This is a genomic window from Flavobacterium sp. YO12 (assembly GCF_004119495.1).
GTDB lineage: Bacteria > Bacteroidota > Bacteroidia > Flavobacteriales > Flavobacteriaceae > Flavobacterium.
Map to the genome: position 1 here is coordinate 13883 of NZ_NRQU01000056.1, position 18133 is coordinate 32015.

Sequence of the window (18133 nt, forward strand, 5' to 3'; positions counted from 1 at the left end):
ACTTTATAACTATAATAAGCCGTTACCATGAATCAAACCGATGCCGTTACCGTAAATCAAACCGTCAAATCCTCAGGAAAATATCGTTGGAGCATATGTGCGCTGCTATTTTTTGCAACGACCATTAATTATTTAGATCGCCAAGTTCTATCGTTAACATGGAGCGATTTTATAGCTCCTGAATTTCACTGGACAAATAATGATTACGGAAATATTACAGCATTGTTTTCTATTTTTTATGCTGTTTCTCTTTTGTTTGCAGGACGATTTGTAGATTGGCTTGATACAAAAAAAGGATTTCTTTGGGCAATTGGTATTTGGTCTGTAGGAGCTTGTTTGCATGCATTTTGCGGTATCGCAACTTCAGGAATTATAACTGGTAATTGGTTCGTAGGGTTTCACGGCTCAAAAGAAATAATCAGTACAATAAATGACACTGCGCTGGTAATCAACGTGAGTGTGGCTTTGTTTATTTTTGCCCGCTTTGTCTTAGCAGTTGGTGAGGCAGGAAATTTTCCTGCAGCGATTAAAACTACAGCAGAATATTTCCCTAAAAAAGACCGAGCATTTTCAACAAGTATTTTTAATGCGGGTGCAACTGTAGGTGCTTTAGCAGCTCCGATTACCATTCCATTTATTGCAAAATCATTTGGTTGGGAAATGTCTTTTATCATCATTGGTGCTTTAGGATTTGTGTGGATGGGATTTTGGGTTTTTATGTATGATAAACCAGAAAGACATCCAAGAGTAAGTGCAGAGGAATTAGCTTATATTCAGCAAGATGATATTGCAGACAGTAAATTAGAAGGTTATGTACCGGAAACAACTTCAAAAGTTTCTTTTGTAGACTGCTTTAAATACAAACAAACTTGGGCTTTTGCTTTTGGTAAATTTATGACAGATGGTGTTTGGTGGTTTTTCTTGTTCTGGACGCCTGCTTATTTAAGCTCTGTTTACGGAATGGATTCTACAGAAGCAGCATTACCATTATTTGTATTGTATATGATTACATTATTGTCAATTATTGGCGGATGGCTTCCAACTTATTTTGTTGAAAAGAAAGGAATGAATCCTTATGAAGGAAGAATGAGAGCAATGTTGATTTTTGCCTTTTTTCCTCTATTGGCTTTGATTGCACAGCCTTTAGGATATATCAGCTACTGGGTTCCAGTTGTAATTATCGGAATTGCAGGTGCGGCGCATCAATCTTGGTCGGCTAATATTTTTACGACTGTTGGAGATATGTTTCCTAAAAAAGCGATTGCAACTATTACAGGAATTGGAGGTTTAGCAGGTGGAGTTGGATCGACTTTAATTAATAAAGGTTCGGGAGTTTTATTTGATCATGCTAAAGAAACGAATATGGTTTTTATGGGCTTTAAAGGTATTGAAGCGGGATATTTTATAATCTTTTCAATTTGTGCAGTTTGTTATTTAACTGGCTGGATTGTAATGAAATCGCTTGTTCCAAAATACAGTCCAATTACAAATCTCTAACCAAGATTTTTTAAAACTAACTAACCAACCTAAACCAAAAGCTAATCATGAACCAAGCTAATGCAGCAATAGGAAAATACCGTTGGACTATTTGCAGTTTAGTTTTTTTTGCTACAACTGTCAATTATCTGGATAGAAATGTAATAAGTTACCTAAGACCTTTTTTGGCTGAAGCTTTTCACTGGACACCAGAACAGGAGGTAATAGATTATTCAAATATAGAGCTGGCTTTTAAAATTGCGTATGCTTTAGGGATGCTGGTTGCAGGTGGAATTATTGATAAATTAGGAACTAAGCTAGGTTATGCAATTGCAACCGGTTTATGGAGTTTGGCCGCAATTGGACATGCTTTTGCGACAGGAACTGGAGGTTTTTTGATCGCTAGAGTATTTTTAGGAATTACAGAAGCAGGAAATTTTCCAGCGGCAATAAAAGCAACAGCGGAATGGTTCCCGCAAAAAGAAAGAGCATTAGCAACTGGGATTTTTAATTCAGGGAGTAATATAGGGGCTATTATTGTGCCGTTGTCAGTGCCTTTTATAGCAGAGAATTATGGATGGCAATGGGCGTTTATTTTAACCGGAATTGTTGGTTTTATTTGGTTAGGATTGTGGTTTCTTTTGTATGAAGTGCCACAAAAACAAAAGCGTCTGTCTCAAGCTGAGTTAGAATATATCACATCAGATCAAGCTGAAATTGTTGAAGTTGAAGATACAGGAAAAGTTTCTTGGTTAAAGCTGCTTTCATTTCGCCAGACTTGGGCTTTTGCAATTGGTAAATTATTGACAGATCCAGTTTGGTGGTTTTATTTGTTCTGGCTTCCAGATTTCTTGATGAAACAATACAAACTGACAGCAACAGAAATTATATGGCCTTGTGCGCTGGTATATATGATTGGAAGTATTGGAAGTATTGGCGGCGGCTGGCTTCCTTTGAAATTGATAAATAATAATTGGCCGGCTTATAAAGCAAGAAAAGCAAGTATGCTGTTGTATGCTTTAGCAGTTTTACCAGTTTTGTTTTCGCAGTACTTAGGAACAATAAATATGTGGTATGCAATTTTGGTTATTGGTTTTGCAGTTTCTGCACATCAAGCTTGGAGTGCAAACATTTTTACAACTGTTTCTGATATGTTTCCTAAAAAAGCAACAGCTTCGGTTACAGGAATGGGAGGGATGTTTGGAGCGCTTGGCGGAATTTTATTAACCTTGCTGGTACAGAAGAATATGTTCGTTTATTATACTAAAATAGGTAAAATAGAAACAGGTTACTTTATTATGTTCTGCATCTGCGGTGCTTCCTATTTATTGGCTTGGCTGATAATGCATATACTGGTTCCGAGGATGAAAAAGGTAGAATTATAAAGAAAAATGTAATTCAAGTTAAATAATTGTTGGTTTCAATTATGCTATTTCAATATAAAAAATTAATTTTGTGCAATCGATTACATTAAAATAAAAATTATGACAAAATATAGTTCAAGATACGCGTCAAGCCCTGAAGCTGTTAAAAAATATGATACGCAGCAGTTAAGAGAAGAATTCTTAATTGATGATTTAATGCAAGAGGATGAAGTTGTATTGGTTTATTCTCATTATGACAGATACATTGCAGGTTCTGCGGTTCCAGTAAAAGGTGATTTGGCTTTGGAAACAATCGATCCGCTTAAAGCACCGTATTTTTTAGAAAGAAGAGAACTTGGAATTATTAATGTAGGAGGAAGCGGTTCTGTAGTTGTAGAAGGAACTTCTTATGAGTTAGGTTTTAAAGATGCTTTGTATATCGGAAGCGGAAATAAAGAAGTTATTTTTAAAAGTAACGACAGCAAAAATCCAGCAAAATTTTACCTAAACTCCGCGCCGGCTCATACCACTTACCCAACAGTAAAAGTAAGCTTGGCAGAAGCAAATAAATTAGAATTGGGTACGATGGAAACAGCTAATCACCGTACCGTAAATCAAATGATTATTGGAAGTGTTGTAACAACCTGCCAATTGCAAATGGGTATGACGGAATTAAGACCAGGAAGTGTTTGGAACACAATGCCGGCACACGTACACGATCGCAGAATGGAAGTATATTTTTATTTAGATATTCCAGAAAATCAAGCTGTTTGTCATTTTATGGGACAACCGCAGGAAACAAGACATATTTGGATGAATAATCATCAAGCAGTTATTTCTCCGCCTTGGTCGATTCACTCAGGTTCAGGAACCAGCAACTATACATTTATCTGGGGAATGGCTGGTGAAAATTTAGATTATGGAGATATGGATGTTTGTAAAATTACGGACTTAAGATAAGATCATGACAAACCTATTTGATGTAACAGGAAAAGTTGCCCTTATTACAGGAAGTACTCACGGACTGGGAATGGCAATGGCAAAGGGATTAGGAAATGCCGGTGCAACAATTGTTGTTAATGGTAATTCGTCTCAACAAAAGATTGATGAAGCTGTAAAAGAGCTAAAAAATGAAGGTATTAATGCTTTTGGATACAGGTTTAATGTAACAGATGAAAAGGAAGTTATAGAAGCTGTAAAGAAAATTGAAAGCGAAGTTGGACCAATTGCTATTTTAATTAACAATGCTGGAATCATCAAAAGAATTCCATTACTAGAAATGGAAGTTTCTGATTTTAGAGAAGTTATTGATATTGATTTGGTAAGTCCTTTTATCGTTTCTAAGCATGTTGCAAAAGGAATGATTGAGAGAAGACAAGGTAAAATAATCAACATTTGTTCAATGATGAGCGAATTAGGCCGTAGTACAGTTTCGGCTTATGCAGCTGCAAAAGGCGGTTTGAAAATGTTGACCAAAAATATGGCAACAGAATGGGCAAAATATAATGTACAAATTAACGGAATTGGACCGGGTTATTTTGCAACAGAACAAACAAAACCAATCAGAGTCGACGGACATCCGTTTAACGATTTTATTATAAGCAGAACGCCGGCGGCAAAATGGGGAGATCCAGGTGACTTGGCAGGAGCTGCAATATTTTTATCATCGAAAGCGAGCGACTTTGTAAACGGACATATTTTATATGTTGACGGCGGAATTCTTGCCACAATTGGAAAACCTTCAAACGAAGATTAATTATCAAATTTTATTAAAAAAGACATGAGCAATCAGACATTCATAAACGATAATTTTTTATTAGAAAATAAATTTGCTGAAGAGTTATATCATAACTACTCAAAAAATCAGCCTATAATTGATTACCATAATCACTTAAATCCTCAGTTTATTGCCGAAGATAAAATTTTTGACAATATAACTCAGGTTTGGATCAACGGTGATCATTACAAATGGCGTGCAATGCGTACATTAGGAATCAATGAGCAGTTTGTAACTGGAAATGGTTCAGATAAAGATAAATTCTTAAACTGGGCGAAAACAGTTCCGTATACGATGCGTAATCCTTTGTATCACTGGACGCATTTAGAATTAGCTCGTTATTTTGATATCTACGATTTGCTGAATGAAAAATCGGCAGAGAAAATTTATATCGAAACGACTGAGAAAATTAACTCTCAGGCTTACAGCACACAAAATCTGCTTAAAAAAGTAAACGCTGAATTAGTTTGTACGACAGAAGATCCAATTGATTCTTTAGAATTTCATCAGAAATTGGCAAAAAATCCAATAGGAACAAAAATGAGTACAGCTTTCAGACCAGATAAAGCTATCTTAATTTCTAATGATGGTTATAATGCATATCTAGACACATTAGGGGATGTGTCTGGAATTGCAATTAATACTTATGCTGATTTACAAACGGCGTTAAGAAACAGAATTGAGTTCTTTAATGCAAACGGATGTAAATTGAGTGATCACGGTTTAGATCAGATTTATTTTGAAGAATTTACAGAATCTGAAATCAGTTCAATTTTCAAAAAGAAAAGAGAAAACAGAATTATAACTCCAGAAGAAGCTTTAAAATTCCAAAGTGCTGTTTTAGTATTCTTATCTGAAACGTATCATGAATTTGGATGGGTACAGCAGTTTCACTTAGGGGCATTGCGTAACAATAATGCTCGTATGCACAGAATTTTAGGTCCTGATACGGGTTGGGATTCTATTGGAGATTACCCGCAAGCACAAAAATTATCAAGCTTTTTGAATGCTTTAGACAGCAAAGATAAATTGACTAAAACAATTATCTACAACTTAAATCCTGCTGATAATGAAGTTATGGCAACGATGATTGGAAATTTCAATGATGGAAGCGTTCGAGGAAAAGTACAATTTGGTTCTGGATGGTGGTTTTTAGATCAAAAAGACGGAATGACAAAGCAGTTAAACGCGCTTTCAAATATGGGATTAATCAGCTGTTTTGTTGGAATGCTTACAGATTCAAGAAGTTTCTTATCATTCCCAAGACACGAGTACTTCAGACGTATTTTATGTAATCTTTTGGGAGACGAAATCAAACGTGGAGAACTTCCAAATGATATGGAATGGATTGGAAAATTGGTTTCTGATATTTCATATAACAATGCAAAAGAATATTTTAAATTTTAATTAAAATTTTAACCGCAATCCCGATAGCTATAGGGAGTGGCAAAAAAAAATAAATAATGAGTAGAGTAGTTGCATTTGGAGAAATCATGCTGCGTTTATCAACAGAAAGACATTTACGTTTTTCGCAATCTACAGCATTTGGTGCTACTTATGGTGGTGGAGAATTTAACGTATGCGTTTCTTTAGCAAATTACGGAGTAAATGCTGAATTTGTTACAAGATTACCTGAAAATGAAATTGGTTTTTCTGCATTAAAAGAAATCAGAAAAATGAACGTAGAGTCTAAAAATATTCTTTACGGAGGAGAACGTTTAGGGATTTATTTTCTTGAAACAGGTGCAGGAACACGAGGAAGCAACGTAGTTTACGATCGTGCGCACAGTGCAATGTCGACTATTGAAAAGGGACAAATTGACTGGGAAAAAGTTCTTGAAGGTGCTGAATGGTTTCACTGGAGCGGTATTACGCCAGCAATTTCACAAAGCGCTGCAGAAGCTTGTTTAGAAGCGATTAAAACGGCTCACAAACTTGGAATTAAAATTTCATGTGATTTAAATTACAGATCAAAACTTTGGCAATACGGTAAAACACCAAGTGAAGTTATGCCAGAAATGCTGAAATATAGTAATGTTATTTTAGGTGATATCGATACAGCATATTTTATGTTAGGAATTCCGAAAGTGAATCCAAATTATCAGGATGAAAAAACACTTCCTGTTTTGTATACAAAGTTGTTTGAGTTGATTCCAAATTTAAAAGTGGCGGCTACAACATTACGTTATTCTGTAAGTGCATCTCACCAAAGAATTGGCGGGATTTTGTTTGACGGAAAAGCGGTTTATCAAGCGGCTGTTAAAGAAGTTACGCCGGTTGTGGATAGAGTAGGAAGCGGTGATGCGTTTATGGGAGGATTGATTTACGGATTGTTAGAATATCAAAATAATAACCAGAGAGCATTAGATTTTGCAGTTGCAGCTTGTTGTTTAAAGCATACAATTGCAGGAGATTATAATTTGGTTACTTTAAAAGAAGTTGAAAATATGATTGATGGTGATGGTTCTGCATTAGTGTCAAGGTAATTAAGAGAAATATGGCAAAATTTTCAAGAATAGAGGTTGCTCAGACGATGAAAGATAACGGAATGGTTCCTTTGTTTTTTCATTCTGACATTGAATTAAGTAAAAAAGTTTTAAAAGCATGTTATGATGGTGGTTCTAGATTAATGGAATTTACCAGCAGAGGTGACTTTGCTCATGAGGTTTTTGGAGCTTTAAATAAATATGCTTTGGCTGAACTTCCAGGAATGATTTTAGGAGTTGGCTCTATTACAGATGCTGCAGCAGCTTCGTTGTATATGAGTTTAGGAGCAAATTTTATTGTTACACCAGTTTTTAGAGAAGATATAGCAATTGCCTGTAATCGTCGTAAAGTATTATGGTCTCCTGGCTGTGGTACACTAACGGAAATTGCAAGAGCAGAAGAATTAGGCTGTGAAATTGTAAAATTATTTCCTGCAGATACTTATGGTCCAGAGTTTATTAAAGCAATAAAAGGACCATGTCCGTGGACAAATATTATGCCTACAGGCGGGGTTTATCCAACCGTTGAAAGTTTGAGTTCATGGCTTAATGCGGGAGCAATTTGCGTAGGATTAGGATCGCAGCTGATCTCAAAAGATATATTAGAAAATAAAGATTTTGACGGTTTAACTGCAAAGGTTAGTCAGGTTCTTGATATTATAAAAAATATAAAAAAATAAATAAGGAGTAATCATGCCAATCCTTATTTAGATGCGTTTTTTTTAGATTTTAGAGATTGTAATTGAACATTACGCTTGCAAAATAATTTCTGTCACTCCTCACAGCGGGTTTTATTTTACATTCAAGTGTAATGTTTCATTTACAATTTAAAAGGCAGAAATAAAGAAATAGGGTTTATAAATGATTATTTATAACGCATTAAAGAAAATTTAAAATGAAAAAATTAAATAGAATAAATACAGGATTAGAAAAGTTACAGCCAATTAAGGTAGTTCAGTTTGGAGAAGGTAACTTTTTAAGAGCCTTTGTTGATTATGCTTTTTACAAACTAAATAAAGAAGTTGATTTTAATGCTGGTATTGCAATAGTTCAACCTTTGAAGGACGGTATGGTAAATATGATTAATGATCAGGACGGTCTTTATACCTTGTTTATGAACGGAATTAAAAAAGGTGAAAAGATACAAGACATTGAGTTAATTACTAATATCGTAAAAACTGTAAACCCATATACTGAATTTACAAATTATTTGGCTTTAGCTAAAGAAGAAGAACTTCAGTTTATTGTTTCTAATACTACTGAAGCTGGAATTGAATTTATTGAAAGTGATACTCCAGATATGCAGCCACCAGTGTCATTTCCTGCAAAATTGACTGTTTTATTATATGAAAGATTTAAGCATTTTAATGGAGATGCTTCTAAAGGAGTTACAATAATTCCTTGTGAATTAATTGATTATAACTCTGAGACGCTTAAAAAATATATTTTACAATATGTTGATTTATGGAAATTAGAAGATGCATTTAAAACTTGGGTATCAGATGCTTGTACCTATCATAGTACTTTGGTTGACAGAATTGTTCCTGGATATCCAAGAGCTGAAATTGAAGAATACAATAATAAATTAGATTATGAGGACAATTTAATTGTTGCGGCTGAACCTTTTTTCCTTTGGGCTATTGAAGGAGGAGATGATCTAAAAGCAAAATTGCCTTTTCATAAAACAGATTTGAATGTAAAAATCGTTGATGATATACGTCCTTTTAAAATGATTAAAGTTCGTATTTTAAACGGTGCGCATACGGCAATGGTTCCTTTTTCACTTTTGCATGGTAATAAATTAGTAATGGAAACTGTTAACGGAGATTTTACTGGAAAATTTGTAAATAGTGTTATTAGTGAAATTAGTGAAACTCTTGATATGGACAAAAATGAAATTACGGCCTATTCTGAGGAAGTAATGGATCGATTTAAAAATCCATTTATCAAACATGCACTTGCTGATATTGCATTAAATTCTGTATCGAAATTCAAAGTAAGAGTTTTGCCTAGTTTATTAGGTTATTATAAGGCTAACCAAAAATTGCCTGTTAATTTGACTTTTTCATTAGCGAGTTTAATTCGTTTCTACAAAGGAACTTGGAATGATCAAAGTTTACCGGTTAAAGATGGTGAAGATATTACAGCTTTCTTCAACGGACTTTGGAAATCGGATGATTACGAAAAAATCGCTCGTTTAACATTGCAAAATAAAAGTTTCTGGGATGAGGATTTAACTGAAATCTCTGGTTTGACAAAAGCAATTACAATTGCATTAGAAGAAATTGATGCAAATGGTATTGAAGCTGGCTTTGCTAAGTTTCAAGAAAGAATAAAATAAAAAAAAGATAAAAAAAATAAAGAACAAGGGTTAATTATGGCAACGCAAAAAAAACTTATAAAAGTTCACCCAACCGACAATGTAGCGGTTGCTTTGGTGAATCTTACAGCGGGCGAAGTAATTGATTTCGAAGGTGAATCAATTACTATTGAGTCTGATGTAAAAATGAAACATAAGATTGCAATGGTTCCTTTTAATGTGGGAGACAGAATCATTATGTATGGTGTTTTGGTAGGAAAAGCAAGTGCAAGAATCGAAAAAGGAGGATTGCTTTCTACTGTAAATGTGAAACACGAAAGTGATAAAGTTACTGGTAAAACAGAAACTATTGGCTGGACAGCTCCAAATATTGATAAATGGAAAGACAGAACTTGGCAGGGCTATCATAGAGAAGATGGGCAGGTTGGAACTGAAAATGTATGGTTGTTTTTTCCATTAGTATTTTGTGAAAACAGAAACATCGAAATCTTAAAAGATATTTTTGAGAAAGAATTGATGAAACCAAAAGAGAACGATTACCAGTTATTACTGCGTTCTTTGGTAAAATCAGAAACAGGCGGAGCAGGAAATGAAGCAGCTTCAAATGATGCTAACTTGTTCAATAATATCGAAGTTAAGTTTATTACGCATCAAGGCGGCTGCGGCGGAATTCGTCAGGATTCTCATAGTTTAGCTAAATTATTAGCAGGTTATGTAAACAATCCTAATGTTGCTGGTGCTACTGTTTTGAGTTTAGGATGTCAGAATCTGCAAATTCAAATTTTTAAAGACGCTTTAGATGCAATAAATCCAAATAGTAAAAAACCAGTTTTGATTTACGATCAGCAATCTATTGGAACTATTGAAACCATGTTGAGCAGCGTTGTAAAAGATACTTTTGAAGCGATTAAAAAAGCAAATGAAATAAAGAGAGAACCAGCTCCATTATCTAAACTAAGAATTGGTTTAGAGTGCGGTGGATCTGACGGATTTTCTGGTATTTCAGCAAACCCAACATTGGGAGTGTTATCGGATCATTTAGTTGCTTTGGGAGGAACTACAATTCTTTCTGAATTTCCTGAATTATGTGGAGTAGAACAAGAATTAGTAAATCGTTGTGTAGATGATAAGGATGGAAAACGCTTCTTAGACTTAATGCAATGGTACGAAAAAACGGTTGTAGATGCAGGTTCAGGATTCGATATGAATCCGTCTCCAGGTAACATTAAAGACGGTTTGATTACAGATGCTATGAAATCGGCTGGTGCTGCTAAAAAAGGAGGAACATCGCCAATTACAGGTGTTTTCGATTATGGAGAATATATTAACGAACCAGGCTTTACATTGCTTTGCACGCCAGGAAATGATGTTGAATGTACTACTGCAATGGTAGGTTCTGGTGCAAATATGGTATTGTTTACAACAGGTTTAGGAACACCTACAGGTAATCCAATTGCTCCAGTTGTAAAGATTTCATCAAACACGCAATTAGCAACTAAAATGTCTGATATTATTGATATTGATACCGGTGGAATTATTACTGGTGAAAAATCAATTGACGAAATGGCTGATGAAATGTTAGAATTCATTATTGATATTGCAAGTGGTACAATTAAAACCAAAGCAGCGATTTTAAATCAAAACGATTTTATTCCTTGGAAAAGAGGAGTTTCTTTATAAGAAGAGATTTAAACATATATAAAGACGCACAGCAGTGCGTCTTTTTTTTTACCATATAAGTTATATAAGTTTATTCTAGATTGTACTTACAATAAAAAAGCAGCTCTGTAAGAGCTGCTTTTTTTGTTATATTTTAAAGTAAACTTAAATTTACTTATATGACTTATATGGTTTGAGAAAAAAAACTAAAAGGTAGTTCTGGATGATGATTTACGGATGTGTAATTCTGGTGCAAGAACCACCTTTTTTTCGATTTTTATAGTATCTGTTTTGTCTACTTGTTCTAAGAAAACGCGAGCAGACATTTTTCCCATTTCCAGTGGAGATTGATCAACAGAAGTAATAGACAATTCCATGAATTTGGTAAAAGGTTCATTACTGAATCCTGCGACACAAAATTCTTTTGGAATACTGATGTTTCTCTCTTTTAGTTCTTGTATTGCGCCTAAAGCGGCGAAATCACTTGAAGAGAATATAGCATCAGGAGGTGTTTCTAATTGTAATAATTTGTCAACAGCTTCTTTTCCGGCATCAACACTACTTTTTACAGGAATTACATATTCTTCTCTAAATATCATTCCGTTATCAAGTAAAGCTTGCTTATAGCCTAAAAATCTATTTTTAAATATATCTAAAGATTGATCACCAGATAAGTGAGCAATACATCTACAGCCTTCATTAATTAAGTGTTTTGTGGTCAAATAACCGCCTCTAAAGTCATTAATAGTTACAGAGCTTACTCCATCAATATGTTTGCTTCTATCAAAAAAGATTAACGGAACATTTTTTCTAAGTACATTATGAAAAGCATTGTCATTTTCTGAAGTAACATCAGTAACAGACATGATAATGCCGTCAACCTGTGCATCTATTAAAGTATATAGATTTTCATTTTCTCTTTTTTTGCTTTCATGAGTCTGGCATATAATTACCTGATAACCATGTGGATGCAGTTCTTCTTCAATACCTCTAATAACAGAGGCGAAAAAATTACTGTCAATTCTCGGTACAATTACTCCAATATTATTGCTTCTGCCGCTTTTTAATGCTAATGCAAGCTTGTTTTGCTTGTAATTCATTGAAGCAGCTGTTTTAATAACCAATTCCCGAGTGCTTTCTTTTATTTTAGGATTATTGTTAAGTGCTCTGGAAACAGTAGCTGCAGTGATATTTAGTTTTTCGGCAATATCATAAATGGTTACTTTTTCGCTCATTAAAAAGAGATTTTACAAATTAATTTATAGACAAAAATACATTTTTTTATATAATGTGATATTTAATGTTATCGATTACCATAATTCATTACTCAAACGATTTCTGTTTTACAATGATAATAAATTATAATATTTTTTGCATTAAATGTAATAATAATTATTAATAAAAATTAAATGTATAAATTATTTCTAAATAAATTTGGTCGGTTGGAACATATTTTTTAATTTCGTGTAATCGATTACATAATTGTTGATGTTTTCGCCTGTTAAACTATAATTTCCATTTACATGATTGCAAATAAGAGTATAACGTATAAAGTGGTTGTTTTTTACAGCTTAATGATCATGATGATTATATCATGTTCAAAGAAAGTTACTGCTGTAACAGAGGCGGATCCTTGGAAAAGAATGGAATCGATAGTAAAAAGTATTCCAGAAACTCATTTTTCAGGCAAAACATATAATGTAAATGATTTTGGAGCAGTAGCTGATGGAAAAACTTCAAACACTTTAGTTTTTGAAAAAGCAATTAAAGCTTGTGCATCAAATGGAGGAGGAAAAGTTTTGGTTCCGAATGGGAAATACCTTACAGGCCCAATTCATTTAGAAAGTAATGTAAATCTGCATTTAGAAGATAATGCTGAGATCCTTTTTAGTTTGAATCCAAAAGAATATCCAATTGTTCATACTTCTTGGGAAGGAACAGAAGTAATGAATTACTCACCGCTTATTTACGCTAAGGGTAAAACGAATGTTGCTGTAACTGGAAAAGGAACTTTAAACGGACAGGCGGACAGTACAAATTGGTGGATTTGGTCTGGCGGAAAAAACTACGGATGGAAAAAAGGTATTCCGTCTCAAAACGATCCAAACAACCGTGAAGTTTTGGTTGACATGGCAGAAAAAGGAGTTCCGGTAGCGGAAAGAGTTTTTGGAGAAGGAAGATACTTGAGACCAAATTTTATTGAGTTTTTTGAATGTAACACCGTTTTAGTAAAGGATGTAACCATAATAAATGCTCCTTTTTGGATTTTGCATCCTATCAAAACAAACAATATGATTATTGATGGTGTAACGGTAAACAGTCACGGACCAAATAACGATGGCTGCGATCCTGAGTATTCTCAAAATGTAATAATTAGAAATTGTACTTTCAATACTGGTGATGACTGCATTGCTATTAAAGCAGGTCGTGATGGTGACGGAAGAAGAGTTGGATTACCAAGTAAAAATATCATTGTGCAAAACTGTAAAATGATCGACGGGCACGGAGGCGTTGTTATTGGAAGTGAAATATCGGCCGGAGTGAACAATGTTTTTGTAGAAAACTGCAATATGGACAGTCCAAATTTGGATCGTGCCATTCGAATCAAAACCAATTCAAAAAGAGGCGGTGTAATCGAAGATGTTTATGTTAGGAACCTTGAAGTAGGAACTGTGAAAGAATGTGTATTGAAGTTAAACATGTTTTATAATGTTTACGGATCACAAACAGGAAATTTTATACCAACAATAAGGAACATAAGTCTTGAGAATGTAAATGTAAAAAATGGTGGAAAATACAGCGTTTGGGCAGAAGGTTACAAAGAGTCTCCAGTAGAAAATGTAACACTTAAGAACGTAAAAATTCAAAAAGTAGATTCGATCTATAAATTAAAAAATGTTAAGAATATAAAATTTATTAATACCTATATCAATGAAAGAAAAGTAAATAATTAAAGACGAGTAACTATCAATTAACCAAAAAACCACTAAACAAAATTATGAACATTAAACAATCATTAAAGAAAAAAATAAAATACAATATTGTATTTTTATTTTTCCTAAATTTCCTGTTGAGCTTTTCAGCAAAAGCACAATCTACCACAATAGAAGGGAAAATTACAGATGCATCGGGATTGTCACTGCCGGGGGTAAACATTAACGAGAAAGGAACCAAAAATGGAACTTCGACAGATTTTGAAGGAAGTTTCAAGATAAATGTAACAAGTAATAAAGCAGTTTTAATAATAAGCTATCTGGGTTTTCAAACTCAGGAAGTAAGTGTTGCTGGAAAAAGCAAAGTAAATGTTAGTCTTGTAGAGCAGTCAAATTCATTAAATGAAGTTGTAGTAGTAGGATACGGTTCTGTTAAGAAAACAGATCTTACCGGTTCAGTAAGTACAATTAATGCGGCTACAATTACAGAAAGAAACACGATCAGTCCGCTTGAAGCAATTCAGGGAAGTACTCCCGGAGTTCAAATTTCATCTAGTACAGGTCGTGCAGGCGATGGATTTAAAGTTGTAATTAGAGGAAATAACTCTCTAATCGCAGATTCTAGTAATCCAAGTATGGTTGGTTCTTCTCCACTATATGTAGTTGACGGAGTTCCTATGGACGGAATTGATTTCTTAAATCCACAGGATATTGCGAGAATGGATGTTTTAAAAGATGCATCTTCTGCAGCTATTTATGGTTCTAGAGGATCTAATGGAGTTATTATTGTTACGACAAAAAGTGGTACAAGTGCAAAAGCAGGTATCAGCGTAACATTTGATACTTCTTATGGAAATAAAACAGCAGCTAGACTTCCAAAAATGATGACGGGAGAAGAATGGTGGAAATTTCACCAAGTTGCTTACATGAGTGCTACTCCTGCAACGCAGACTCCAGCTCAATTAGCTGCATTAGCAGGAAATCAAAGTCCATTATTAGTTTCTCGTGCCAATAGCGGTTATAATTATGACTGGTATGATGCAGTACTTAAAACTGGAATGACTGAGAATAATTACTTAAATATTTCGGGTCGTTCAGATTCTGGTTTGAGTTACAACTTAGGATTTGGTATTCAAAGTGACAGAGGTCTTATCGATAATGATTCAACAGATAAATACTCTTTTAAATTAGGATTAAATCATAAAATTAATGACAAGTTTTCTACAGGAGTAAATGTTACAATTGCTAGATTAGACAATCAATTAGGAAGTGATTTAGCTATGCAGGATGCTTTTAGACTAAGTCCTTTAATGTCTCCTTGGGCTGTTGATGCAGCTGGAAATGAAAAAGTAGGAACTTTATTTTTCTTACCTGGTAAATTAACTTATCCTGATGGTTCTTGGGCAATTAATAAAACGTCTACAGTAAACCCATTAATGGAAATTGCTAATTCTTCTCAAACAGAGAAAACATGGCAGACAGTTGGTAATGCTTATTTTCAATACCAGCCTCTAAAATGGCTTTCGTTCAAAACTACATTTGCAGCAGGTATAATGGATACACAAGGCTCAAAGGCTTATACTGCACAAACAAATGCAGGGGTAACATTAAACGGAAAAAACTCTGCAACTCTTGAAAACTCAAATAACTTCAATTATACTTGGGACAATCAAATTGATTTAAAACATACATTTAACGATGTACATGATTTTAGTTTGTTGTTATTACAAAGTTTGTACTCAAATGTTGATGAGTTTTCTTCTTTGTATTCTAACAATCAGCCTTTTGATGTAGGAACAGATAATATGGGTTCTGGAGTACAAACTAGTTATGTAGTAAAATCATCTTATGCAAAGAACACCTTAAATTCTTATGCAGTTCGTTTAAACTATGCTTATAAAGACAAATATTTAATTACAGCTTCTACAAGATGGGATGGTTCTTCTGTTTTATCTGAAGGTAATAAATGGCAAAGTTTCCCTTCTGTAGCATTAGGATGGAAAATCAGCAAAGAATCTTTCTTAGAAAACAGTTCAGTAGTTTCTGATTTAAAATTACGTGCAAGTTTAGGTTATACAGGAAATGATAACGTTGCACCATATACTTCTCAAGCATTACTAAATCAGCAGACATTTTATGCTGCAGGAGCAAATGTTGTTTCTGGATGGCAGTCAGAAAATTTAGCCAACCCAAATTTAACTTGGGAAAAAACAAGAGAATACAATTTAGGAGTTGATTTTGGATTCTTAAAAAACCGTATTAGCGGTAGTGTTGACGTTTATGACAGATTATCAGATGATTTAATTTACAAGCAGCAATTACCAGCAGAAACAGGTTGGAAAAATACATTTGCCAATGTTGGATCTGTAAGTAACAAAGGTATTGAGGTTTTATTGACAACAAAAAACATTAAATCTAAAAATGTAAATTGGGAAACAACTTTTACATTTACTAAAAACGTAAACAAATTAGAGTCAATTTACAATCAAGACAAAGTAAGTGATATTGGTAATAAACTGATCCTTGGTGCACCTTTGAATCCTAACTACAATTATGTTTATGATGGAGTTTGGCAAGAAAGTGAAGCAGCTAAGGCAGCGACTTACGGAATGGCTCCTGGACAAGCGAGACCAAAAGACTTAAATGGGGATGGAAAATTTAATCAAGACGATAGAACTGTAATTGGTAATCCAAACCCAGAATGGCAGGGAAGTTTTTATTCAAAATTAACTGTTGGACAGTTTGATTTCAATTTCTCAGTTTTAACTAGTCAAGGACAAACTGTTTTGAGTACTTTCCACCAAAATTTTGCTGATGTAAGCGATAGAGGACGTCAGAAAATTGCAATGGATTACTTTATTCCAACTAACGGAACAGGAATCGCAGCTAATGCTAACAATGAAAATCCAAGACCAGGACCAGTTGCAACAGGAGCTGGAGCTTATTGGACTTCTTTATTTGGATATTATAGAGATGCTTCTTACGTAAAAATTAAAAATATATCTTTAGGTTATACACTAGATTCTGAATTGTTGAAAAAATTAAAAATCAGTAATCTAAGAGTTTATGTAAATGTTTTAGACCCATTTGTATTTACAAAATTTGACGGGTACGATCCAGAGTGGGCAGGTTCGCCATTTGGAGTAAATCGTCCAGCATCTGTTACTACACAATTGGGATTAAGTGTTAAATTTTAATAAAGATATCAAATGAAAAAAATAATAATAATGTTAGGAATAATCGCTGTATCTGTAAGTTCATGCAGTGATTATATTGAAGAAGAAAGCCGTTCTTATGTACCGGCAGATGCAACCTATAAAACCGCATCAGGATTTCAATTATTGGTAAACACAAATTACGCTTGGTTAAAAGGCATATATGGCGGAAATCCTTGGCTTTTTGAGGCAGGAACAGATATGTATGCAGAAGGAAGAGGACCAGAACCTGCAGGTTTAAGTCAGTATACACTTTTAATACCTTCATCAGATAATGTGGCAGATTTATACAATCCTTGTTATCAGTTGATTCAGGCGGTAAATAAAACGATTCATTTTTCGACTATAACAGAGCAGACTTCAATTTTAAATGCTCAGGTAGGTGAAGCAAGATTTTTAAGAGCACAAGCTTACTTTTTGTTGGTGCAGACTTACGGAGGTGTTCCAGTTGTAAACGATTATATTTCAACACCAATTTTATCTTTTACTAGAAATTCGGCTGAAGAAGTATATACACAGATTATCGGAGATTTAGATTTCGCATTGGCAAATGTTGGAACAGCAGCTTATAGCTCAGCAGGAAAAGTAAACAAAAGAGCCGTAAATGATTTATTGGCAAAAGTGTACTTAACAAGAGGATACGAAACATTTGGTAAGGCAGATGATTTTACTAAGGCTGCATCTTATGCTGATGCTGCGATTGCAGGACAAACTTTGGCAATTGCTTTTGATCAATTATTTAAACCTGGAAACGATTTAAATGCTGAAACGATTTTTTCTGTACAATATGATAAAGCATCAACAAGTACAGACCCAACAAAATTGGGGAATAATCAGTTTTACTATTTTAGTTCTTACTTAGGTGGAGCAGAAACTGGAGCACCGTTAAGAAGCTACAATTTA

At 34.1% G+C, this 18133-nt stretch carries 13 protein-coding genes; 12 read left to right on the forward strand and 1 reads right to left on the reverse strand.

The window, feature by feature from the left end; all coding sequences use genetic code 11:
* Nucleotides 1–27 precede the first annotated feature (27 nt).
* From BOW55_RS16120 to BOW55_RS16160, 9 genes are all read left to right on the forward strand, one after another.
* Nucleotides 28–1497 (forward strand): MFS transporter, encoded by a 1470-nt coding sequence (locus BOW55_RS16120; protein ID WP_089054069.1) that lies wholly within the window; start codon nucleotides 28–30, stop codon nucleotides 1495–1497.
* A 47-nt stretch (nucleotides 1498–1544) separates the two neighbouring features.
* On the forward strand, nucleotides 1545–2861 hold the full coding sequence (locus BOW55_RS16125; RefSeq protein WP_129024947.1) for an MFS transporter: 1317 nt from the start codon (nucleotides 1545–1547) through the stop codon (nucleotides 2859–2861).
* Between the two features lie 99 nt (nucleotides 2862–2960).
* Nucleotides 2961–3800, forward strand: a complete 840-nt coding sequence (gene kduI / locus BOW55_RS16130; protein ID WP_129024948.1) for a 5-dehydro-4-deoxy-D-glucuronate isomerase — start codon at nucleotides 2961–2963, stop codon at nucleotides 3798–3800.
* 4 nt (nucleotides 3801–3804) lie between these two features.
* Nucleotides 3805–4596, forward strand: coding sequence for a gluconate 5-dehydrogenase (locus tag BOW55_RS16135; protein WP_089058565.1), 792 nt, complete (start codon nucleotides 3805–3807; stop codon nucleotides 4594–4596).
* A 24-nt stretch (nucleotides 4597–4620) separates the two neighbouring features.
* Nucleotides 4621–6024 carry a glucuronate isomerase gene (gene uxaC, locus BOW55_RS16140; protein WP_129024949.1) on the forward strand — a complete coding sequence of 468 codons (1404 nt, stop codon included), beginning with the start codon at nucleotides 4621–4623 and terminating at the stop codon, nucleotides 6022–6024.
* A gap of 56 nt (nucleotides 6025–6080) precedes the next feature.
* Complete coding sequence (locus BOW55_RS16145; RefSeq protein WP_129024950.1) at nucleotides 6081–7103, forward strand: sugar kinase; 1023 nt, start codon at nucleotides 6081–6083, stop codon at nucleotides 7101–7103.
* 11 nt (nucleotides 7104–7114) lie between these two features.
* On the forward strand, nucleotides 7115–7783 hold the full coding sequence (locus BOW55_RS16150; RefSeq protein ID WP_089058568.1) for a bifunctional 4-hydroxy-2-oxoglutarate aldolase/2-dehydro-3-deoxy-phosphogluconate aldolase: 669 nt from the start codon (nucleotides 7115–7117) through the stop codon (nucleotides 7781–7783).
* A gap of 215 nt (nucleotides 7784–7998) precedes the next feature.
* Nucleotides 7999–9444 (forward strand): tagaturonate reductase, encoded by a 1446-nt coding sequence (locus BOW55_RS16155; RefSeq protein WP_129024951.1) that lies wholly within the window; start codon nucleotides 7999–8001, stop codon nucleotides 9442–9444.
* Between the two features lie 36 nt (nucleotides 9445–9480).
* Nucleotides 9481–11103, forward strand: a complete 1623-nt coding sequence (locus BOW55_RS16160; protein WP_129024952.1) for a UxaA family hydrolase — start codon at nucleotides 9481–9483, stop codon at nucleotides 11101–11103.
* A gap of 185 nt (nucleotides 11104–11288) precedes the next feature.
* Here BOW55_RS16160 and BOW55_RS16165 read toward each other — a convergent pair whose 3' ends face one another.
* Nucleotides 11289–12317 (reverse strand): LacI family DNA-binding transcriptional regulator, encoded by a 1029-nt coding sequence (locus BOW55_RS16165; protein WP_129024953.1) that lies wholly within the window; start codon nucleotides 12315–12317, stop codon nucleotides 11289–11291.
* A 288-nt stretch (nucleotides 12318–12605) separates the two neighbouring features.
* Between BOW55_RS16165 and BOW55_RS16170 the strand changes: the two genes are divergently transcribed.
* The 3 genes from BOW55_RS16170 to BOW55_RS16180 form a co-directional block, all read left to right on the forward strand.
* On the forward strand, nucleotides 12606–14036 hold the full coding sequence (locus BOW55_RS16170) for a glycoside hydrolase family 28 protein (protein WP_129024954.1): 1431 nt from the start codon (nucleotides 12606–12608) through the stop codon (nucleotides 14034–14036).
* 44 nt (nucleotides 14037–14080) lie between these two features.
* Entirely contained in the window at nucleotides 14081–17212 is a 3132-nt protein-coding gene (locus BOW55_RS16175; RefSeq protein ID WP_129024955.1) for a TonB-dependent receptor, read from the forward strand.
* 12 nt (nucleotides 17213–17224) lie between these two features.
* The coding region (locus BOW55_RS16180) for a RagB/SusD family nutrient uptake outer membrane protein (protein ID WP_206733615.1) at nucleotides 17225–18133 on the forward strand (909 nt) is incomplete at its 3' end.